This window comes from Paraburkholderia tagetis (genome assembly GCF_022213065.1).
In the GTDB taxonomy this organism is placed as follows: domain Bacteria; phylum Pseudomonadota; class Gammaproteobacteria; order Burkholderiales; family Burkholderiaceae; genus Paraburkholderia; species Paraburkholderia tagetis.
Genome location: NZ_JAKLJA010000022.1, coordinates 86554 through 108518 on the forward strand (window position 1 = coordinate 86554; position 21965 = coordinate 108518).

17 protein-coding genes are annotated in these 21965 nt (G+C 66.5%); 4 read left to right on the top strand and 13 right to left on the bottom strand.

Annotated elements, in window-relative coordinates; all coding sequences use genetic code 11:
• Window positions 1-47: 47 nt before the first annotated feature.
• The gene (locus L5014_RS23090) at window positions 48-1157 is read left to right on the top strand and encodes an AGE family epimerase/isomerase (RefSeq protein ID WP_238466060.1); all 1110 of its coding nucleotides are present in this window, start codon (window positions 48-50) and stop codon (window positions 1155-1157) included.
• Here L5014_RS23090 and L5014_RS23095 read toward each other — a convergent pair.
• A complete protein-coding gene (locus L5014_RS23095; protein WP_238466061.1) occupies window positions 1154-2779 on the bottom strand; it encodes a methyl-accepting chemotaxis protein in 1626 nt (541 codons plus the stop codon). The genes L5014_RS23090 and L5014_RS23095 overlap by 4 nt on opposite strands.
• Before the next feature lie 294 nt (window positions 2780-3073).
• On the opposite strand from L5014_RS23095, the gene L5014_RS23100 reads away from it, so the two are divergent.
• Window positions 3074-3532 (top strand): PaaI family thioesterase, encoded by a 459-nt coding sequence (locus L5014_RS23100; RefSeq protein WP_238466062.1) that lies wholly within the window; start codon window positions 3074-3076, stop codon window positions 3530-3532.
• 124 nt (window positions 3533-3656) lie between these two features.
• On the opposite strand, the gene L5014_RS23105 is transcribed toward L5014_RS23100, so the two are convergent.
• From L5014_RS23105 to L5014_RS23150, 10 genes are all read right to left on the bottom strand, one after another.
• The gene (locus L5014_RS23105; RefSeq protein WP_238466063.1) at window positions 3657-4505 is read right to left on the bottom strand and encodes an ureidoglycolate lyase; all 849 of its coding nucleotides are present in this window, start codon (window positions 4503-4505) and stop codon (window positions 3657-3659) included.
• Window positions 4506-4669: 164 nt separating this feature from the next.
• Window positions 4670-6388, bottom strand: a complete 1719-nt coding sequence (locus tag L5014_RS23110) for a thiamine pyrophosphate-dependent enzyme (RefSeq protein ID WP_238466064.1) — start codon at window positions 6386-6388, stop codon at window positions 4670-4672.
• 292 nt (window positions 6389-6680) lie between these two features.
• Window positions 6681-7424, bottom strand: coding sequence for an SDR family oxidoreductase (locus L5014_RS23115; RefSeq protein ID WP_238466065.1), 744 nt, complete (start codon window positions 7422-7424; stop codon window positions 6681-6683).
• A gap of 3 nt (window positions 7425-7427) precedes the next feature.
• Window positions 7428-8312: an amidohydrolase family protein gene (locus L5014_RS23120; RefSeq protein WP_238466066.1), complete on the bottom strand. Its 885-nt coding sequence runs from the start codon at window positions 8310-8312 to the stop codon at window positions 7428-7430.
• Window positions 8313-8340: 28 nt separating this feature from the next.
• Window positions 8341-9375: an aldo/keto reductase gene (locus L5014_RS23125; protein WP_238466067.1), complete on the bottom strand. Its 1035-nt coding sequence runs from the start codon at window positions 9373-9375 to the stop codon at window positions 8341-8343.
• Between the two features lie 27 nt (window positions 9376-9402).
• On the bottom strand, window positions 9403-10728 hold the full coding sequence (locus tag L5014_RS23130) for a UxaA family hydrolase (protein WP_238466068.1): 1326 nt from the start codon (window positions 10726-10728) through the stop codon (window positions 9403-9405).
• A 64-nt stretch (window positions 10729-10792) separates the two neighbouring features.
• Window positions 10793-11119 (bottom strand): UxaA family hydrolase, encoded by a 327-nt coding sequence (locus L5014_RS23135; protein WP_238466069.1) that lies wholly within the window; start codon window positions 11117-11119, stop codon window positions 10793-10795.
• Window positions 11120-11147: 28 nt separating this feature from the next.
• Complete coding sequence (locus tag L5014_RS23140; RefSeq protein WP_238466070.1) at window positions 11148-12197, bottom strand: ABC transporter permease; 1050 nt, start codon at window positions 12195-12197, stop codon at window positions 11148-11150.
• Window positions 12187-13713 carry a sugar ABC transporter ATP-binding protein gene (locus L5014_RS23145; RefSeq protein WP_238466071.1) on the bottom strand — a complete coding sequence of 509 codons (1527 nt, stop codon included), beginning with the start codon at window positions 13711-13713 and terminating at the stop codon, window positions 12187-12189. The genes L5014_RS23140 and L5014_RS23145 overlap by 11 nt, the downstream gene beginning before the upstream one ends.
• A 107-nt stretch (window positions 13714-13820) precedes the next feature.
• Window positions 13821-14834, bottom strand: a complete 1014-nt coding sequence (locus tag L5014_RS23150) for a sugar ABC transporter substrate-binding protein (protein ID WP_420800122.1) — start codon at window positions 14832-14834, stop codon at window positions 13821-13823.
• 437 nt (window positions 14835-15271) lie between these two features.
• On the opposite strand from L5014_RS23150, the gene L5014_RS23155 reads away from it, so the two are divergent.
• Complete coding sequence (locus L5014_RS23155; protein ID WP_420800123.1) at window positions 15272-16084, top strand: IclR family transcriptional regulator; 813 nt, start codon at window positions 15272-15274, stop codon at window positions 16082-16084.
• A 34-nt stretch (window positions 16085-16118) separates the two neighbouring features.
• Here the strand turns inward: L5014_RS23155 and L5014_RS23160 are convergent, their stop codons facing one another.
• A complete protein-coding gene (locus L5014_RS23160; RefSeq protein WP_238466074.1) occupies window positions 16119-18146 on the bottom strand; it encodes an O-linked N-acetylglucosamine transferase, SPINDLY family protein in 2028 nt (675 codons plus the stop codon).
• A 196-nt stretch (window positions 18147-18342) separates the two neighbouring features.
• On the opposite strand from L5014_RS23160, the gene L5014_RS23165 reads away from it, so the two are divergent.
• Window positions 18343-18888, top strand: coding sequence for a hypothetical protein (locus L5014_RS23165; protein WP_238466075.1), 546 nt, complete (start codon window positions 18343-18345; stop codon window positions 18886-18888).
• 689 nt (window positions 18889-19577) lie between these two features.
• On the opposite strand, the gene L5014_RS23170 is transcribed toward L5014_RS23165, so the two are convergent.
• Window positions 19578-21944: a bifunctional acetate--CoA ligase family protein/GNAT family N-acetyltransferase gene (locus L5014_RS23170; RefSeq protein WP_238466076.1), complete on the bottom strand. Its 2367-nt coding sequence runs from the start codon at window positions 21942-21944 to the stop codon at window positions 19578-19580.
• Window positions 21945-21965 lie beyond the last annotated feature (21 nt).

Sequence of the window (21965 nt, forward strand, 5' to 3'; positions counted from 1 at the left end):
GCTGGCACCTGTTTTCCTTGTGCCAGCGCCTGGCGCGCCCATCACTCATGAACGCTCTCACCGACGCAGCGAGCCTGCGCGATCATTTCGACCGCACGATCCTGCCGTTGTGGCGCGGCCCCGGCTTCAACGCGACGCTGCGCCTGCCGCACGAAGCGCTCGACGCATCAGGCACGGCGCCGCTGCCCGACGTGCGCTATCGCGCGATGGCCTGCGCCCGCCAGCTCTTCGTGTTCTCGCAGGCGGGCGATGCCGCGCATGCGCACACGCTCTTCGAGTCGCTGCGCCATACCTTTGCCGACCGCACGCGCGGCGGCTGGTTCTATAGCGTCGACGCCCAGGGCGCGCCGCTCGACACCACCAAGGACCTCTATACGCACGCATTCGTGGTGTTCGCGTGCTCGGCATACGGCCAGCGCCTCGGGGTGCCTGAAGCGCTCGATACGGCGCGCGAGACGTCGGCGCTGATCGTCGAGCGCTTCAAAGTCCACGGCAAAGCCCACGACCAGGCACTCGACGGCTTGCTGAACGCGGCGCTCGATGCGTCCTTCGCGAGCGTCACGAGCGGGCCGCTGCAAAATCCGCTGATGCATCTGACCGAAGCCTGGCTCGTGGCCCGCGAGGCAACCGGCGACGCGGCCTTCGATACGGCGATCACCGGGCTCGTCGAAGCGCTGGCGCGCAATTTCCTGCACGCGCCCACGGGCTGCATCGCGGAGTTGCCGCTCGGTACGCGGGACAATCGTCTCGAGCCCGGACATCAATTCGAGTGGTTCTGGCTCGCGCAGCAGGCGGGTGCGCAGCGGCTGGGCGCCTCGGGACTTCAGGAGGCGCTCGCGCGCGCATTCGCATTCGCAGTGAAGCACGGCGTGGACCCGGTCACGGGCGCCGTGGCGGCGGCCCTCGACGAGCAGGGCCGCGTGATCGACGCCACGCAGCGCATCTGGGCGCAGACGGAGTATCTGCGCGCGATCGCGACGCACGGCGATGCCGTTGCGCGCGCAACCTTGGACGAACAGATCGGGAAATTCGCGCAGCGCTTTCTCACGCCGCAAGGCTGGGTGGAGTGTAGAAGCGCGAGCGGGGAAGTCGCCCGCGCGGATATGCCATCGACTACGCCGTATCACCTGTTGACGGCGTACCGCGCGCTGCCCTAGCCCGCCAGTACGCCTACCGGCTCCGCGCGCACCGGCGCGGCGTGCTGCGCGAGCCCACGGCCTTCGGCCAGCACCGCCGGAGAAATTTCGAACGCCGCCACCGCCTCGGCCAGTTGCCGCGTCTGCTGATGCAACGAAGCCGCCGCAGCGGCGGCCTCTTCGACCAGCGCTGCGTTTTGCTGCGTCATCTGATCCATCTGCGAAACGGCGGTGTTCACCTGATCGATGCCGGAGCTCTGCTCGAGCGCCGAAGCGCTGATGCCCGCCATCATTTGCGTGACGCGCGAGATCGACGTCGACACCTCGCGCATGGCCGAGCCCGCGCGCTCGACCAGCTCCGAGCCGCCGCGGATCTGCGTCACCGACTCGCTGATCAGCGTCTTGATCTCCTTGGCCGACTGCGCGCTGCGCTGCGCGAGGCCACGCACCTCGCCCGCCACCACCGCGAAACCGCGCCCCTGCTCGCCAGCGCGCGCCGCTTCCACAGCCGCATTCAACGCAAGAATGTTCGTCTGAAACGCAATCCCGTCGATCACGCCGATGATTTCCGCGATCTTGTCCGAGCTCTGCGCGATGCCATGCATGCGCTCGACCACTTCGTCCACCACGGCGCCGCCGCGCGCGGTCGCGTCGAGCGCCGCCTCGGCCAGCGCGTTGGCCTCGCGCGCGTTGTCGGCGGTGTTGCGCACCGTGCCCGTGAGCTCCTCCATGCTGGCCGCCGTCTCTTCGAGCGAAGCCGCCTGCGACTCCGTGCGCGCCGAGAGATCGGCGTTGCCGGTTGCGATTTCGTTCGCGCCCACGTGGATCGAGCCCGCCGCTTCGCGCACCGTGTGCACCGTGCGGGCGAGGCTCGCCTGCATCATCGCGAGATCGCGAAAGAGCAGACCGATCTCGTTGTCGCCGCGCGCGGCCACGGTTTCGTTCAGGTGCCCGCGCGCGATGCGCTCGAAGTGGCGGCCCGCTTCCTCCAGCGGCGCCACGACGCCCCGGCGCAGCGCCACGTGCACACCCATGGCGAGCGCGATCAGCACGATCAGGATCGCAATGCCCACGGTCCGGAACAGCGTGAGACGCGCATCGATCGATTCGAGCGAAGCGTGACTGGCCGCCGCGCTAAAGCGCGCGAAGTCGTGCAGCTCGGCGAGATAGGCGTCCTGGTAGGACTGGGTCGGCTGATCGAGGAACGCCTGGATGTTATTGGCGTTGAGGTCGTCGATCAGTTCCGCGAGCGCCTTGTGGTAGACCTGATAACGCTGGCCGAGCGCGGCCACGCGCGCACGGTCCTCTTCGTTGACGGGCTCGACCGCCGTGAGCTCCGCGTACGAGCGGTCGGCGGCGCCCAGTTGCTCCTGCGCGTGGTTGATGATGTCGGTCGGGGCCGCGCCGCCGCCGCGAATCAGGCGAGTGCCCGCGCGCGAGAGGTTGATGCGCGCGTCCATCAAATGCTGGGTGGTTTCGTTGGCGGCGCTCGCCTGGCGCAGCGCCACGCGCGAGAGGTCCTTCACGTCGTCGTGTGTGCGGGTGAGCGACCAGAAGCCGAGCCCCCCGGTCACGAGCTGGAGCACGCAGAACGCGACTAGAACACACAAAAGGCCGGATGCGACCTTGATCTTGCTGAACATTCGTGAACACCTGGGGATGGCGGTTGAACAGGTTCGGCGCGCGCGGGATAACGCACGCACCCGCACGGGTTTACGGCCTCGCAAACGTTGGATTGAGACCAAATGCGCGAAATTTCTGCGCTAAATGCGCGAAGGCCGGTGTAACAGCGTGTTTCAGAAATGATCGCCGCGGGTCTTTTGTCGTTTTTCGCAACAATTCCGTGGCGATGGCCTCGCGATTCACCTTGCGCCACCGCACGGCACTTCCTACAGTGGTTAAGAAACTACGTGGGCGTGGCCCCTGGGAATCCGAAGATGACCGATCTGGTGGATCGCGCGCGCGGCGCACTTCACGCACAACCGTTCAGCATGCTGCTCGGCACCGAACTCATGAACGTCGGTGCCGACGAGCTGACGCTGCGGCTGCCCGTGCGCGACGAACTCAAGCAGCAGCACGGTTTCGTGCACGGCGGAGTGATCAGCTATCTCGCCGACAACGCCCTCACGTTCGCGGGCGCGCTGGCGCTCGGTCCACGCGTGGTGACGGGCGAGTACAAGATCAATTACCTGCGGCCCGCCATGTCCGGCACGCTGGTCGCGCGGGCGCGCGTGGTCTTTGCGGGGCGCCAGCAGGCCACCTGCCAGTGCAGCGTGTTCGTGATGGAGAACGGCGACGAGCGACTCGTGGCGCTCGCGCAAGGCACGGTCAGCCGAATGGGCGATGCGGGGGGCACGAACCACGACGGCGCGCACGGAGAGACGCCGCCCGCGTGACGGGCGCTGTGTGGAAAAGCAGGCAGAAAGCGAAACAGCCGCGGTTGCATTCCGCGGCTGTTTGTCTGTTATCTCTGTTTACCTCTGTTTATCTATCTATGCGGCAGGATCCGTAAAAACGCGCTCACTCCGCCGCGCGCGTCTTCTGCGTCTGCACGCCGAGCCCTTCGATCCCCAGGCGCACGGTCTGGCCCGGTTTCAGGTACACCGGCTCGGGCTTGATGCCCATGCCCACGCCCGGCGGCGTGCCCGTGGTGATCACATCGCCCGGCTGCAGGCTCACGCACTGCGAGAGATACGACACCAGCTTCGCGACCGTGAAGACCATCGTGCGCGTGCTGCCGTTCTGATAGCGGTGGCCGTCCACTTCGAGCCACATCGAGAGATTCTGCGGATCGGCCACCTCGTCGCGCGTGACGAGCCACGGGCCGGTCGGGCCGAAGGTATCGAAGCCCTTGCCCTTGTCCCACTGGCCGCCACGCTCGATCTGCCACTCGCGCTCCGACACATCGTTGATCACGCAGTAGCCCGCCACGTAGTTCAGCGCATCGGCCTCGCTCACGTTCTTCGCATGCTTGCCGATCACCACGCCCAGTTCGACTTCCCAATCGGTCTTCTTCGAGCCGTGCGGGATCTCGATGTCGTCGTTCGGGCCGACGATGCAACTCGTCCACTTGTTGAACACCACCGGCTCGCTCGGCACCGGCATGCCCGCTTCCTCGGCGTGATCGGCGTAATTCAGGCCGATGGCCACCATCTTGCCGATCTGGCCCACGCATGGCCCGAGGCGCGGATTGCCCTCCACGAGCGGCAGCGTTTCCGGATCGATCGAGCGCAGTTGCGCGAGGCCGGCGTCGGAGAGCACGTCGCCGGCGATGTCGGCAACGGCGCCCGACAGTGCGCGAATGCGGCCCTCTGCATCCAGGAGGCCCGGTTTTTCGTGACCCTTGGGGCCATAGCGAAGCAATTTCATTGTCTCTGTTCCTTGTCTGTCTGTGCGAGGATCGCCGCGAAAAACAGGAAGTCGCCTGCTTGCCGCGTTACCTAAGATAATTCTACGGCACAGGCGCACCAGGCGAGCCGGGCACACGCGACCGTTCATTGGCACGGCGGCTTGACCGCCGTGCCCCGCGGCTATCAGCGCAGCAGGTTCGTTTCGGCCATTTCGACGACTTCCCGCACGCGGCCGTCGAGCAACGCACGCACGCCATACATCATCGTACCCGTTGCCATTTCGACCTCCACCTTGGGCGGCATCACCAGTTCGTCCCGGTTCACGTGCACATTGAGCAGCGCCGGGCCGGGATGCGCGAGGAACGCCTGTAGCGCGGCCTCGAGTTCGTCGTTCTGGCGCACCGTCCAGCCACCGAAGCCGATCACTTCCGCGAGCTTGGCGAAGTCGGGATTCTGCAAGTCGGTATACGCATTCAGCAATCCCTCGACTTTCATCTCCAGCTCGACAAAACCCAGCGTGCCGTTGTTCAGTACAACGATCTTCAGCGGAATGTTCTCCTGTACCGCCGTGATCAGATCTCCAAGCAGCATCGACAGGCCGCCATCGCCGCAGATCGCGATCACCTCGCGCCCAGGAAGTGCCTTCTTGATACCGAGAGCCTGCGGCATTGCGTTGGCCATCGTGCCGTGCAGCAGGCTGGTGAGCGTCCGTCGCTTGCCGTTCACGCTGATGTAACGCAGCAGCCAGACCATTGCCGTACCCGCGTCGGCGGTGAAAATCGCATCGTCGGACGCGTGACGATCAAGCAAGCTGACGAGGTGTTGCGGATGAATGAGCCCGCGATGGCCGGGCTCGGCTTGACTGGCCCAATTCTTCAGCATGTTGCGATGATTTTTCCGCGCCTGTTCGAGGTATGAGCCGTCGTCGTGATGGGCAAGGCGCGGCAACAGCGCATCCAGCGTCGTGGCAATATCGCCAACCGCGCCGATCTCCACGGGATGGCGCCGCCCAAGATGGGTCGGGTCGATATCGATCTGCACGATGCGCGCTTGCTTCGGATAGTACTGCCGCCATGCGAAGTCGCAGCCGAGCAGCACCAGCGTATCGCAGTTCATCACGGCTTCGAAACCGGCGCTGCCCCCCATCATGCCGGTCATGCCGACGTTGTACGGATTGTCGTGTTCGACAAAGTCCTTGGCGCGCGACGTATGCGCCATGGGCGCATTCAACGTTTCGCAAAGCCGCATCACCTGATCGCGGGCGGCTTCGCATCCCGCGCCCGCATAAACGGCGATGCGCTTGCCCGCGTTCAGCACGGCGGCCATGCTGTCGAGTTCCGCATCAGACGGCCGCGTCAGCGGCTTCGACGTATGCACCCTCAGACCCTGAACATGCGCGAGTTCCATGCCTGCGATGTCGCCCGGCACGATCAGGACCGCGACACCCCGCTTCGTCAACGCGGCCTGCGCGGCGAGCGTCACGAGCCGCTCGGCCTGCTCCGGATGATTGACGGTCGCGCAGAAAACACTGCATTGACGATAGATCGGCTCGAAATCCACTTCCTGGGGGAAGTCGATACCCAGTTCGGACGTGGCGACCTGGCTCGCGATCAGCACGACCGGTGCGCGATTGCGATGCGATTCGAAAATGCCGTTGACGAAGTGCAGGCTGCCGGGGCCGCAACTGCCCGCGCACGCGGTGAGCCTGCCGGTCATGAAGGCTTCGCCGCCCGCAGCAAATGCACCCACTTCCTCGTGACGCATATGCACCCATTCGATGCTGCTGCGCCGGATCGCGTCCGTTACGTGATTAAGCGTATCGCCCACCACACCATAGCAGTGCTTAACGCCTGCGCTCTCCAATACATCGACGATGACTTCGGCAACTTTTTTTCTGGCCATTGCAGATCTCTTCTTGACAGAACGGACGAGGATCATGAAGACCGGTGTGCGTGCCGCCTGCTCACTCGAGCGATGGTTTCATCGACACCGCCTTCATCCAATGCGCATTTGGCAAATGCGCCGCGCAGATTGTCCGGACAACCCGCCATACTGTCTCACCGGCCTATGGATTCATTGCGCGCTGTCAAGCAGAAAAAATTCAATGAAGCGGTGTTGTCCGGTCATCGTCGATCGAGTGGCATCTTCGGCGGAGATCGATGTTTCCCGTTGCGCCAGCATTGAGCAAACCCGTCTAATTTGACCACCCGCCGTCGATCACATGCGCCTGGCCGGTCGTGAACGCCGACTCGTCCGAGGCGAGATAGAGCGCGAGCGCCGCGATCTCTTCGGCCTTGCCCACACGGCCCATCGGCTGGCGCGCGACGAAGGCCGCGCGCGCCGCGTCCACGGTCGTGCCCTGCGCCGCCGCCTGGGTGGCGATGCGCTCCTCGAGCGACGGCGAGGCCACGGTGCCGGGACAGATCGCGTTGCAGCGGACGCCGCGCGTCACGAAATCGGCGGCCACGGCCTTGGTCAGCCCGATCACAGCCGCCTTGGACGTACCGTAGACGAAGCGGTTGGGCACGCCCTTCACGCTCGACGCCGCCGACGACATATTGATGATCGACCCGCCGCCCGCCTCCAGCATCGCGGGCAAGAAGGCGCGGATGGTCCGGTACATCGACTTGGCGTTGAGCTCGAAGGCGAAGTCCCAGTCCGCTTCGCTCGCTTCGAGAATCGAGCCCGCGTGCACGAAGCCCGCGCAGTTGAACAGCACGTCGATCGCGCCCAGTTCGCGCGCGAGCGCCGCGATGGCCGCGCCGTCGCGCACGTCGAGCTTGCGTGCCTCGACTGGCAGGGACGCGAGTGCGTCGATGCGGATGTCGGTGGCGATCACGCGTGCGCCCTCGCGCGCGAACAGATCGGCGGCCGCATAGCCGATGCCCTGGCCCGCCGCGGTGATCAAGGCCGTCTTGCCGGCCAGTCTTTGTGCCATCTGCTACTCCCGTTGATTCGGATGCTCACTCAGTTGATAAAACGCCGCCGCGTTGCCGCCGAAAACGGCGGCACGCTCGCGCTCGCCCAGATGCGCGAGCAAGCGCTGCGCGCTCGCGTGCCAGCTTGCGTAGTCGCCGTTGAGGTTGAGCACGGGCCAGTCGCTGCCCCACATGAGTCGATGCGCGCCAAAGCACGCGAGCAGATGCTCGATCCACGGGCTCAGCGTGGCATCGCTCCAGCCCGGCGCGGCCTCGGTCGCGAAACCCGAGACCTTGCAATGGACTTGCTCAAAGCGCGCGAGGCGCGTGATCACCTGCGACCATGCAGCGAAGCCTGGCGTGCCTTCGCCGCCCTCGCGGATGGGCGGCTTCGCGCCATGATCGATCACTACGCGCAACGCGCGATGGCGCGCGAGGAACGTTTCGAGTGCGCTTGCGTGGCGCGTGAAGATGAGCGCATCGAAGGCCAGGTCGTGGGCGATCAGGGCCTCGACGGCGCGCGCCGTGTCGGCTGTCGCGATCCAGTCGTCGTCGGGCAGATCCTGGAGCATCGGGCGCACGGCGCACAGCTTCGGCTCGCGTGCGAGTTCATCGATCAGTTCGGGCGCCAGCGGATCGTCGAGCGGCACCCAGCCCACCACGCCCGCGATCGAATCGTCGTGGCGCGCGAGATCGAGCAGATACCAGGTTTCGTCGACCGTGGGCGCGGCCTGCACGAGCACCGTGCGCGCGACGCCGCAGCGCGCGCGCAACGGCGCGAGATCGGCGGGACCGAAGGGACGATAGAGCGCGGCAAGCGCGGGCGTGAGCCAGCCGTAGTCGCCGCGCGCGGGATCCCAGTAATGCTGATGCGCGTCGATCTGCGGGGTCGCGATGTGCCTGGTCATGGGATGGGCGCTTTATTTTCAGTGCACTTCAAGGCAGCGGCGCGCGTGCATCGACGAGACCTTCGTCGCGCAACGCGCGCCAGAATCCGGGCGGCAGCTTCGTTTCGAACGACGCCACATTCTCGCGCAATTCGTCCGCGCTGCGCGCGCCGGTGAGCACGGTCGCCACGACCGGATGCGCGTAGGGAAATTGCAGCGCCGCCGCCGCGAGCGGCACGCCGTGCGCGCGGCAGACCGCTTCGAGACGCGCGACGCGCTCGATCACGTCGGGCGGCGCCTCGCCGTAATTGAACTTGCGCTCGCCTGCGAGGCCGCGCGCGAGAATGCCCGAATTGAACGCGCCGCCCAGCAGGATGCTCACACCGCGCTGGCTACAGGCGGGCAGCAGATCGTCGAGCGGCGCCTGTTCGAGCAGCGTGTAGCGGCCCGCCAGCAGCGCGCAGTCGATCTGGAATTCGCGCATCGCTTCGAGTATCACCTCGCGCTCGTTCACGCCGAAGCCGATGGCCTTCACCGCGCCCGACGCGCGCAACTCGTCCAGTGCGCGAAAGCCGCCGCCTTCGGTAAGCTGCCGCCAGTAGTGCGCGTTGCGCTCGCCGTGCGTGACGCGGCCGATGTCGTGCACGAGCAGGATGTCGATATCGACGATGCCGAGCCGCTGCTGGCTATCCTCGAACGAACGCAAAATACCTTCGCGCGTGTAATCGAAAATGGCCTCGAAGGGCAGCGGATTTTGCCAGCCTTCACTGCCGTCGTAGGGATGGGTACGCGGCACGAAGTGGCGGCCCACCTTGGTCGACAGCACGTATTCGCTGCGCGGATAGCGCCGCAGCGCATCGCCTAAGCGATGCTCGGCTTTCGTGTGACCATAGTGCGGCGCGGTGTCGAAGAAGCGCACGCCGGCAGCCCAGGCGGCATCGACGGTGGCCTGCGCCTCTTCGTCGGTGAGATCGCGATACAGGCCGCCGAGCGGCGCCGTGCCCAGACTCAGCGCGCTCACTTCGAGCGCGGTGCGCCCGATGCGGCGGCGCTGCGCAACCTGCGGGTGAGGCTCCTGCGCCATGCGGAATTCTCCTCGATATCGTGAGCGTCAGTGCGAAGCGGCCACCGGCACCGGCACGCGCGCGCTTGCGGGCAGGCACGCCGGGCCAACCGGTTCGAAGGTCTTGTACGTGAGAATAAACTCTTGATGGCCAAGCGTCTCCGACTTCGAACGCGCGCCTTGCGACACCGCGAGCGTGACGTCGAACACCTCGCGGCCCACTTCGTCTAGCGTGCCGCGGCCTTCGAGGATGCGGCCCGCATCGACGTCCATGTCGCCGGAGAGGTTGCGATACGTCTGCGGATTCGCGCAGACCTTGATGACAGGCGCAAGCGCCGATCCCACCACGGAGCCGCGCCCCGTCGTGAACAGGATGATGTGCGCGCCGCATGCGATCAGCTCCGCGATCTCCGCGTTGTCGCTGATATTTGGGAATCCGAATCGTGGCTCGCCATCGGGCACCACGTCGAGCAGATAGAGCCCGCCCGTGGGCGGCACGTCGCCCGGCTTCACGATGCCGACGATAGGCGACGCCCCGCTCTTCGCATACGCGCCCAGCGACTTTTCCTCCTGCGTGGTGAGCCCGCCGTCCGCATTGCCGACCGCGAACGAGCCGTGCCCGAGGATCGAGTAATAGCGCGCGGCCTTCGCCACGCTGGCGACGATCTCGTCGCCCAGTTCGGGGCGCGCGGCACGGTTCTTCATGTGGTATTCGCAGCCCACCAGCTCGCCGGTCTCTTCGAACAGACATGCCGCACCCGCCGCGACCAGGTGATCGAACGCACGGCCCACGGCCGGATTCGCGGTGATGCCGCTGGTGCTGTCCGAGCCGCCGCAGATCGTGCCCACCACGAGTTCGTCGAGCCGCATCGGCACTTTTTGCTGTCGCGCGAGTTGGGCGCGCGCCTCGCGTACCCAATCCACGCCGTATTGAATCGTGCTGCGCGTGCCGCCCTTTTCCTGAATCGTCAGCACCTCCACGGGGCGCCCGCTCGCGCGCACCCGATCCACGAGGTAGTGCTTGTTCATGCTCTCGCAGCCGAGCGAGACGAACAGCACCGCGCCCACGTTCGGATGTGTCGTGAGCTGCGTCATCATCTTCTCGGCATAACTATTCGGAAAACAGCCCGGAAAGCCGATCAGATGGACGGGCGGCTCCTGCGGCGCCTGCGGGTCGTCGAACGCGTGGGCGGCATCGTAGAGCGGCTCGCGAAACCGCGCGACGATCTCGCGCGCCACGTGATGCGCGCATTCGACGAGATACGCCACCGCAACCACGTTGCGGATACCCTTGCGTCCGTCGCTGCGCAGCCACCCTTCGAGCTTCGGTTCGGCCCAGTTTCCTGCATTGGCGTTGAGTTGGGTTTCGGTCATGGCATTCGTCCTGCGTTCGTCGTGCATGCGGCGCGGGCTGCGTCGTTCATCGGCATCTGTGCAATCAGTGAGATACGAACTCGTGGCCCGCGTCGTGCGTGTAGGTCGGCAGATAATCGCTTTCGAGGTTGTGCGTATGCAGATGCTCGCCGCGCGCCACGTTCGCCGTCACGTGGCCGATCGGCGCGCCGTAGCGCACCACCTTCTCGTCCTTTGCCAGCGCGCGGCGCGCCACCTTGTGCCCAAGGTCGATCGTCTTCGCGAGCGTCACGCGCTCGCCCTCGATCTCGAGCGTCTCGCCCGCGGCAAGACGCGCCGCCGCGATCAGGCAGTTGTCTTCGGGCGCGAGCAGGATGAGACGCGCGTCGGTATGCGGTGCACTGCTGTTCACGATAGGGCTCAAGTCTCGCCTCCGCCTCTCAGTTCTGGGCTTCGCCGCCCGCAAGCCGCGCCACCATCAGCGAGCCGAGGATGATCGCGCCGTAGATCGCCTGAATCCAGAACGACGGCACCTGTGCGAGCGTGAGCAGATTCTGCACCACGCCGAGCAGCAGCACGCCCGAGAGCGCGCCGAACATGGTGCCCTTGCCGCCGTCGAGCGAAATGCCGCCGATCACGGCCGCCGCGAACACCGTGAAGATCATGCCGTTGCCCTGGTTCGCGTTGATCGCGCCCACGTAGCCCGTCACGATCAGCCCGCCCAGCGCGGCGAGGATGCTGCCGAGCACGAACACGCCCCACGTGATGCGCTCCACGCGAATGCCGGCTGCGCGCGCGGCGTCGGGATTGCCGCCGATCGCGTAGAGCGCGCGGCCCACGCGGTGGTAGCGCAGCATGAACGCGGCGAATGCGAAGGCGGCAGCCGCGAGCCATACCGAGAGCGGCAGGCCGAGCACGATGGTCGTGGCGAGCGCGAAGAACGACGACGGCATGTCGAACAGCGTGCCGCCCTTGGTCGCGCCCACCAGCATGCCGCGCAGCACGATGAGCATGGCCAGCGTGACGATGAACGCATTCAGGCGCAAGCGCACGACCAGGAAACCGTTGACGAAGCCGATCAGCGCACCCACGACCACGATCGCAAGGAGTCCTGCAAGCGCGGGCCATTGCGTGCCGAACCCTGCGGAAGCCGCCGGCATCACGAGCATCGCCCCTACTGCGGGCGCGATGCCGACGGTCGATTCGAGCGAGAGATCGAACTTGCCGGTGAGCACGATGAGCGATTCGGCGAGCACGACGAGCGCGAGCGCCGCTGAAGCCCCGAGCACGCTGATGAGGTTCGCCTTCGTGAGAAAACTCGGGCTCACGAAGCCGCCGATCACGATAAGCAGCAACAGCGCGGGAAGCAACGCGAGTTCGCGCAAGCGTGCGAATTCGATGCGCTTGCGCGCGCCACGTCCCGATGCGGCGCCTCGTGCCGCCTCGGATTGCACGGCCGCAAATGCGGTTGTCGAAACGCTATTCTTCATGAAGTTCGACTCCTTCAATCGATGCAATCATTTCGTGGTCCTGCCAACCCGCCGCGAATTCCGTCACCACGCTGCCGCGAAACATCACGAGCACGCGGTCGCAAGTGCGCAGATCGTCGAGCTCGCTCGACACCACGAGCACGGCCTTGCCTTCGTCGCGCACACGATCCACGACCGAGAGCAGCGCCTCCTTCGATTTCACGTCCACGCCCGCCGTGGGGTCGATCAGCACCAGCACTTGCGGGTCGCTCGCGAGCGCGCGCGCCATCACGACCTTCTGCTGATTGCCGCCCGAGAGCCCCGAGACCACATGCTCCGGCCCTTGCGCGACAATGCCAAGCGCCTCGATCATGCGCTTGCCCACCTGATTCTTTTTCGCCGGCGATGCGAAGCCGAGGCGCCCGAGCAGGCCCGCAATCGTCATCGACGCGTTCTCGGCCACCGACTGCGTGAGCACGAGCCCTTCGTGGTGCCGGTCCTTCGGCACGCAGCTCACGCCCTGCGCGAGTGCGGCGGGCACATCGCCGGGCTTCAGAAGCGCGCCGTTCACGCGAATCTCGCCCGCCTGCTGGCCCGCGAGCCCGGCGACGGCTTCGCCCACGCTCGTGCGCCCGCTGCTGGTCGCGCCCGTGATGCCCACGACTTCGCCGCGCCTCACCTGGAAAGACACGTCGCGGTAATCGGCGCCCGAGATGCCGCGCACGTCGAGCGCGAGCCGCGCGTCGCCGGGCAAGGCCGCGCGCGCGGCGGCATCGGCGACATTCAGGCCGCCGTGCTCGCCCGTCATCGCTTCGATCAGGCGCTCGCGCGGCAAGTCGGCCACCGGCGCGCTGACGATGTGGCGCGCGTCGCGCAGCACCGTCACCGCCTGGCAAATCTCGTAGACCTCCTGAAGATGGTGCGAGATGAAGAGAAACGTCACGCCCTCGCGCTGCAATTCGTCGATGCGGCGAAAGAGCCGCTTGATCTCTTCGCCGTCGAGCTGCGCCGTGGGTTCGTCGAGGATGATGAAACGTGCGCCATATGAGAGCGCACGCGCGATCTCGACAAGCTGGCGCGCCTCCACGCTGAGGTCGCCCGCACGCGCGTCCTCGCGCACGTCGATGCGCCAGTGGTCCAGCAGCGCGCGCGCGTCGCGGCGCATGGTCGTCCAGTCGATCACGCCGTGTTTGACCGGCTGGCGATTGATGAACAGGTTCTCCGCCACCGTGAGGTCGCGGATGATCGTCGAGTGCTGATACACGCAGGCGACGCGCTCGCGCCATGCATCGCGGTCCGCGATAGGCGGCGCGAGTTCGCCGTTAAAGCGCACCGTGCCCTCGTCGGGCTTGCGCAGACCCGTGAGGATCGAAACGAGCGTCGACTTGCCCGCGCCGTTGCGGCCCACGAGCGCGTGCGACTCGCCCGCCATCACGCGCAGGCTCACGTTCGCGAGCGCCGCCGTGGAGCCGAAGCGCTTGGTCACGCCGCTCGCCTCCACCACCAGCGGCAGCCCAACGGCTGCCGCTGGCTGCATGGCAAGCGCCGCCGGGTGCGGCGCACCGCCTCGCGGTGGCGCGCCTGCTTGCTGCACGTTTGAACCGTTGCTTATCCGATCGCGCATTTGATCGCTCACCTGATCGCTCACTTGATCGTATTGCCCCACAGGTTCTTGTCGTCGACGTTTTGCTTCGTCACGAGCGGCGCCGGCAACTGGTCTTCGAGAACACCGGGCTGCAACTGGATGATCGTGCTGTCGTGATCAGTCTTGCCCGGCTTGAACGTCTTGCCCTCCAGGGAGGCCTGAATGTAGTAGAGGCCGTACTTCGCGTAGAGATCGGCAGGCTGCGAAACGGTGGCGTCGATCTCGCCCTTGCGGATTGCTTCGTATTCCTGTGGAATGCCGTCATTGGAGACGATCACGATGTGCTTCGGATTGCCCGCAGGAAAGAGCAACTGCTTGCGGCGCAGCGTTTGCAGCGTGGGCGAGAGATAGACGCCGCCCGCCTGCATGTAAATCGCTTTCACATCGGGATTCGCGGTAAGCAGGCTGTCGAGCGCGCTGGCCGCCACATCGCCCTTCCAGCCCGCCGGAATCTCCAGCAGCGAAAGATTCGGATAGCCCTTCAGGCATGCGCGAAACGCCTCCGAACGGTCGCGTCCGTTCACGGAAGCGAGGTCTCCCATGATCTGCACGACCTTCCCCGACTTCACGTGCTCGCCGATGTACTTGCAGGCCTTCTCGCCGTAGGCGCGGTTGTCGGCGCGCACGACCATGGCGACGCTGCCTTGCGTGGGCGCGACGTCCACGGCCACCACCTTCACGTTCTTCTGCGCGGCATTTTCGAGCGCGCGGCTGATGGCCGCCGAATCGATCGGCCCCACGACAATGCCTTTCGCGCCCAGATTGATCATGTTGTTCATGTCAGTGATCTGCTGCGCGGGGTCGTTGTTCGAGTTGACGGGCGCGAGGATGTCGATGCCAGTCTGTTTCGCGTACACGCCCAGATAGTTGTTGTACGACTGCCAGAACGGCGAGGTCAGCAACGGCAGCCCGAGGCCCACCTTGCCGATTTCGGCGGCCTGGGCCTGTGCCGGCACGCCGAACGCAGCGGCACAGGCCGCCACGGCGCACAGCGTCTTCGCAGCCGAGCGCATGAGCGCGCGCGCCTTGCGGGTTTCAGTGAAGCGGCGGGCCTCGATCGGCCCGGATGCGAACGCCATGTCTGTCTCCTTGTCGGTCCCACCTGGCGCTTTAGCGCCTGGTGCGATCCCATGCAAAGCTGATTCTGTCGTTGTTGACCCATCCATGTGCCGCCATGTGAACGCGAAACGCGTGGGCGGCACTGCCTCTACAACCGCAACTGCCCCTGCCTTTCCCTTTCAGACGACGCTGGCATATGTTCACCAGTGAACCTATTATTCATATACGCACGATCCGAGGTCAAGAAATGTTGGTGCGGCAAGGGTCCGGAATTTCCCTGGGCCTATCAGCGCCCCCGTGCGGACCCACAATATGGGAGACGGCGCGAGTCGTCGGATAACGCCGGATAACAAGCAAGGAAAGAATGAATACGAACGCACGCAAGCATCGAATGGATGCGCCGCCGGGCGAGCCGGAGCCGGACGAGAAAGACGATGGCGACCGCTATCGCGCGCCCGCGCTGGACAAAGGGCTCGACATTCTGGAACTGCTCGCCGAGCAGCGTGGCGGCTTGACGCGCGCGGAAATCACGAAGGCGCTTGGCCGCAATGCGAGCGAGATCTACCGGATGCTGGAGCGGCTGGTGGCGCGCCAGTACGTGATGCGCTCGGAGGCTGGCGACCGATACACGCTGAGCCTCAAGCTCTTTGCGCTCGCGCATCGGCATCCGCCCATGGAGCGGCTGATCGCCGAGGCGCTGCCGCTCATGCAGCGCTTCGCCAACGACGCCGAGCAGTCGTGTCACCTCGCGGTGTACGACCGTGGCAACCTGCTCGTGATCGCGCAGGTGGATGGGCCGGGCACGTGGGGCATCGCGGTGCGGCTGGGCTCGCGCGTGGGTCTCGTCGATACGAGTTCGGGGCGCACGATCCTCGCGTACCAGAACGTGGAGCAGCGCGCGCAGATGCTCGCGGAACATACCACGGTAAAAGGCGAAGTCGCCATCGACCACGCAGCGCTGGAAGCGGCCTGCGAGCAGATTCGCGCCGCGGGGTTCTCGCGCAAGGACAGCCAGCAGATATTCGGGGTGACGGACGTCACGTTTCCGGTGCGCGGGCCGTCGGGGCAGGCCATCGCGGCGCTCACCTGCCCGTTCCTCAAGCGCATCGACGAATACGTCGCGCCGTCGCTCGAGGAGGCCACGCAGATGCTTGGCGAGACCGTGCAGGCGTTGTCGATGTTTCGGGAGGGAGAGGGGGCTTGAGGCGGGGCAAAGGGACTCCGAACAAGCCACCCCCTCACGCCCCCAAAACCACCGCCCCTCCACCTTCCCCGCCCTTCGCCTCGCGCTCCACGATCGCCACGAAGAGCCGCTCCAGATCGCGCGTGAAGCGCGCCGTATCGAAGAGCGGCGCATCGGCCTTCGCCGCCGCGAGCCGTTTGCGGATCTGCGCATGCCAGGCCGGATCGCTCGCGAGCGCGAGCGCGATCTGAAAGTAAGTGTCGAGGTCGCGCGCGACCAGCGTGTCGAGCCCGACCGCGTGCAGCAAGCTCGCGCCCACGCGCCCCGCGAACAGCGAGCCCAGTGCCGACACCATCGGCACGCCCGCCCACAGCGCGTCGCTGCCGGTCGTGTGCGAGCCGGTCGGCAGCGTGTCGAGCGCGAGATCGGCCAGTTGCAGCCGCGCGAGGTGCGCCTCCTGCGGCAGGCGCTTCGCGAAAATCACGCGCATGGGCGCCACGCCCTTCGCTTCGAAGAAGTTGTGCAGATTCGCCTGCGCGCGCTCGCTGCCGGGGTCGAGCAGCCATAGCACGCTGCCCGGCGTCGCCGCGAGCAGGCGGCACCAGACCGACGCCACCTGCGCATTGAGCTTGAACGTCTGATTGAAGCTGCAGAACACGAAGCCGCGCTCGGGCAACCCCGCTTCGGCGCGCGTCGGCCGAGGCCCGCACCGGCGCCGATGGTCGTTGGGCTGATAGCAATGCGGCATCAGCGCGAGCGTCTCGCTATAGAACGGCGCGGCGGACGGCGGCGTCACCACGGTGTCGCCGATCAGGTAATCCGCGAGGCGCGGCGCACCGAGCGAGCCTGGATAGCCCAGCCAGCTCACGATCATGGGCGCGGGCCGCAGCGCCGTGATGCCCAGGCGCGTGCCGGTCGTATAGCCCTTCAGATCGACGAGGACGTGGATGCCGTCGTGCGCGATCTTGGCGGCCGCCCGCGCGTCGGCGAGCGCGCCTATCTCGTGCAGCGTGGCGGGCAGCGCCGCGAGCCGCTCGCGCCACGCGGCATCGGGCGCGGCCTCGCCATACGAATACAGATGGATATCGAAGCGCGCGGCGTCGTGCAGTTCGAGCACGCCCGCCAGCAGGCGCAGCGTGGCGTGATCGTGGAAGTCGGCGGAGAGATAGCCGATGCGCAAGCGCGCGCCCGCCGCGAAGGCCGCCAGGGCATCGGCAAGCCCAGCGCCGCGCGCGACGAGCGGCGGCGCGGCCAGCTCGCCGCGCCAGCGCGACTGCGCGAAGCGCCGCCCGGCCTCGCGATGCAGCGCCGGCGTGAGCGCCGGGATGCCGAGCAGCCCCCACGGCGTGAGATTCTCGGCCGCGCCCGACGCGACCATGTCGAGCGCCGCCGCATCGATCTTGTCCAGATCGCGCCAGTGCGCAACGCGCCGCCGCACGTACTGCGCCGACTCCCAGCGCCCGCCCCGGCAGTACGCTTCGTCGGCTTCCTCCGGACGGTTCAGGCGCTCCAGCAAGCCGCCGTAGCATTGCCAGAAATGCGCCGACTTCGGCTCGAGTTCGAGCGCGCGCTTCAGGCTCGCCTCGGCGGCCTCGTATTGGCCCGCCTCCTGCTGCAGCACGGCGAGGTTGCCGTGCGCAAAGGCATAGGCAGGGTCGATCTCGATGGCCGCGCGATACGCGGCTTCGGCGTGCGTGACGTCATGGTGTTTCTTGAGGAGGTTGCCCACGTTGTTGAACATCCGCGCCTCGCGCACGCCCAGATTGATGGCCGCAAAATAAGCCTCGATGGCCTCGTGGTCGCGGCCTTGCCAGAGCAGCGTCCACGCGAGGTCGCGTTGCAGCGCCCCGCTCTCGCCCATCGAAAGCGCCTTGCGGATCGCCTGTTCGCCCTGGGCGTAGTGCGTCTGGCGCGCGAGCGCCACGCCAAGCTGATGCCATGCGTCGACGTGCCGCGGATCTTGCGCCAGGATCTCGCGAAAGAGGGACTCGGCGAGTGCGTACTGTTCGGCGTTCAGACGGTCGATGCCGCGTTTGAGCAGTTCGTCCGAACGGGAGGACGGAGTCGGAGTGGAGATTTTCATCGCACCATCGTAGGAAGCGTGATGGGGTGCGAACATCAGAACGTTCCTGGTTTGCTGCGGCGCGCACCGCCCCCTTGCGCATGCCCCGGCTCTGGCATCACAACTGGAAGCCCGGCGCGCAAAACGGTTAGAATGGCGACCCTCTCAAAATACCGTCCGGTGTGCGCAAGACGTGCCGGACGCGCATGCATACCTCATGGCGAAACTTCTGACCGATCAAGAATTCCAGCGTTTTTCCGAGCTTCAGCAGAAACAGGCCAGCTTCACGATTTCGAGCGAGGAAGCCGACGAGTTGCGCGAAATCGTCGCGCGCGCGCAGAAAAAGCGCGACGACCGCGCGGATGCGATGAAAACCGTCGAAACCGCGATCGAACAGTTCGAGATCACGCCCGACGAGCTGTTTTCGGCGGAGCAGATCGCCGAAGCCGCCCGCAACTTCGGCCTGATCCCGGCCACGCGCAAAGAGCGCGTGCTGCCGCCCTCGCTTACCTTCAACGGCAAGACGCACCAGTGGACCACGCGCGCCCTGCCCGACGAAGTCCGCGTGCCGCTGTTCGAAGCGTTTCAAGGTGGCCAGTCGGTCAAGGCGTTTATCGCCACGCCGAAGGACGGCGCGCGCTGCGCCGCCACTATCGCCCGGCTGGAAAAGGAAACCGGCGCGCAATACGCGCAGGGCTGGCTCGAAGAGCTTTCGGTCACGCGGGCGCAAGTGGATGACGCGCTGGCGAAAATTGCTGCCTGATTCTGGGGCGTGCGTTTCGTTGCTGTGTCGCGGTTCCTTGCCGTGTCGCGTTTCCTTGTGTGTCGCGTTTCCTTGTATTCGTGTCGGTCTATTAGCGTTGCCCCTGTGCGGGGCGGCACCTACTTTTCTTTGCAGCCGCAAAGAAAAGTAGGCAAAAGAAAGCGGCTCAAACCGCTAGTGTGACGCCGTCCACCCCTTGCCTGTGATCGAAGTGGTTCCGGGGCATCCGTCACCTCGCACCTTCAAACTCAGTGACAAAGGACTCATGCATCCCGCTGCTCGCTACGCGCGCAGCGGTCGGGTCTGCATGGGAAACCATACGTACTGCCAAGTACTCGAATACGCATGCGCTGCATCGATTCGTATGCATTCCTCTGGTTTTGGATTATGCCCCACGGCGCGCGTAGCGCCGCCGGAGGAATGAGTCCTTAGTCACTCCGTTGTACGACGCGTGGTGGCAGACGCTCCGGAACCGCTCCGATAATGGGCAAGTGGTCCACTGCGTCACACTGGCGGTGTGAGCGGCTTTCTTTTGCCTACTTTTCTTTGCCGCTGCAAAGAAAAGTAGGTGCCGCCCCGCACAGGGGCAACGCTAATAGACCACCACGAAAACAAGGAAACGCGAACCAAAACACGAAAACACCCCCAACCGCAAAAAATACCCACACAGCGGCCGGCAGCCCGCCAAATCACTCGAGCGGCATCCTGAACCCCACCACGCCCGGGTCTTCCGTAGGCGTCACCGTAAAACCACACACGCGCGCAAGCCCAATCATCGGCGCATTCTCGCGCAGCGCCTCGCCCAGCAGCCAGTGCGTGCCGCGCGAGCGCACATAGGCAATCATGCGCATGAGCAGCAAGCGCCCAAGGCCGCCCCGCTTCAGATTGGACTGGATGGCGACGGCAAATTCGGCGGTCTCGTTGTCGGGGTCGGCCACCGCCCGCGCCACGCCCAGCGTGCGCGGCTTGCCGTCCTCGCCTTCGACGGTCGCGATGAGCGCCATCTCCCGGTCATAGTCGATCTGCGTCATGCGCGCGAGCTGCGTGTGGTCGAAGCTGCGCACCGCCGAGAAAAAGCGCAGGCGCAGGTCGTCGGGCGTCATCGTGTCGATGAACGCGCGGTGCATCTCTTCGTCCTCAGGACGGATCGGCCGGATCGTCAGGCGCTCGCCGTGCCAGTCGAGCGTCTCTTCGAGCCGGCGCGGATACGGCATGATCGCGAAGCGGCTGCGCTTTTCCGCCAGCGTCAGCCGCGGCGCGACCAGCACCGCCGCATGCGGCAGCACACGCAGTGTCAGTCGCATCCCGACGATCTCGCGCACCTCGCACACCGCCTGCGAAAGCTCGGTGAGCACTTCGAGCGTGGGCTCGGGCGCGGTGCGGCGCGCATACGGCGAGTGCGCGACGATGTCGCGCGAGAGCACCGGGTTCAGCGGCGGCAGGCTGTAGACGCGCAGCGGCGGCGAGAAGCCATCCGGCGACGGCGCCACGAAATGGAACACGGGGCCGAAGTTCTCGTCGTCGCGGAACTCCACGCTCACGTCGACAATCGCTTGCTCCGCCCCCTGCTCCGCGCTTTCCAGCGTCTCGATCCCAAACGCGCCCAGCAGCCGTGCCGCCTCTTCGCCCTCCAGCGTGTCGCGCCCCGCCGCCAGCGCGGCGCGCGCCTCGCCCTGCGCGATCTCGATCGCCGCCGCGCCTTGCGCGGGCAGGCTCTCCGGCGTCTGCATCAGGAGCTGGCGCCCGAGGCGGTAATCGACGAGACGCGCGAACGCCCGCGCGAGGCGCCGCGGCGTGGTGTGCACGGGAATGCCGTGCGCATGCAGCGCGTCGCGCGTGGTGTCGTCCACGCCGCCGAAGAAGCACGCGAGCATGCCGCGATACGCGAAGCGCTGGTTTTCGATCAGCGTGCGCGCGACCTCGGCCACCGGCGCGCTGTGCGTGGGCGCGTGCACGACGAAGGCGGTGCCGGTCGAGCGCTGCGAAGCGAGCGTTTGCAACGCGAGGCCGAAGTGCTCGGGTTTGGCCGTGTCGCCGAGCACGAGCGGATTGCCGGCCTGTGCATGCGGCAATGCCGCTTCGAACGCCGTGCGCGCCTCGTCGCTCCAGTGCGCGAGCGTGTCGCCGGCCTTCATGAACGCGTCGCGCGCGAGCATGGCCACGCCGCGGTCGCTCGTGATGAGCGTGGCCGTGTCGCTCGCGGCCACCCGGCCCACGCCCAGCGTTTCGATTTCGTCGAGCAGGTCGTCGAGCGTGTCCACGCGCACGATGCCCGCGCGCCGGAACGCCGCCGTGTAGAGCGCGTCGCCCGGGTCGTCGCGGCCGCTGCGCAGCGCGAGCACCGGTTTGTTGCGCGCGGCCGCGCGCGCCGCCGACATGAATTTGCGCGCCGCGCCGATGCTATCCACTTCGAGCAGGATCGCGCGCGTGGACGGATCGCTCGCGAGGTAGTCGAGCACGTCGCCGACATCGACGTCGGCTTCGTCGCCGAGCGCGACCGCGTGCGAGAAGCCGAGCCCGCGCGGGCCGGCCCAGCGCAGCACGGCATTGGTGAGCGCGTTGGACTGCGAGACCCACGCCACGCCGCCCGTGCGCGCGACCGTGGCGGCGGCGCCAAGCTGCGCGTTGAGCGCCGGCGTGAGCGCGCCGAGCGTGCCGGGCCCGAGAATGCGCAGCAGATGCGGACGCGCCGCCGCGAGCGCGTGGCGCAGGTCGGCAGCGTCTTCCTCGTTCTTCACCTCGCCGAGGATGATGGCCGCGCGCGTGCCCATGCCGCCGAGGCGATGCACGAGCGCGGGCCACGTCGATGGCCGCGTGCAGATGAGCGCGACGGTGGGCGCCTCGGGCAGATCGCCCGTATCCGCGAGCACGGGCTTGCCGTCGAAGCTGGCGAAGTCGCCCGCGTGACGCGGATTGACGGCCCACAGCGGGCCGGCGAAGCCGCCTTCGATGAGGCGCTGCCACACCATCTTGCCGATGCTGCCCGGCCGCTGCGAGGCGCCGATCACCGCTACGGATTTCGGCTGGAATATCGCATCGAGATTGCGTACGGTCACTGCTCCTCCTCGCTGTCCGGA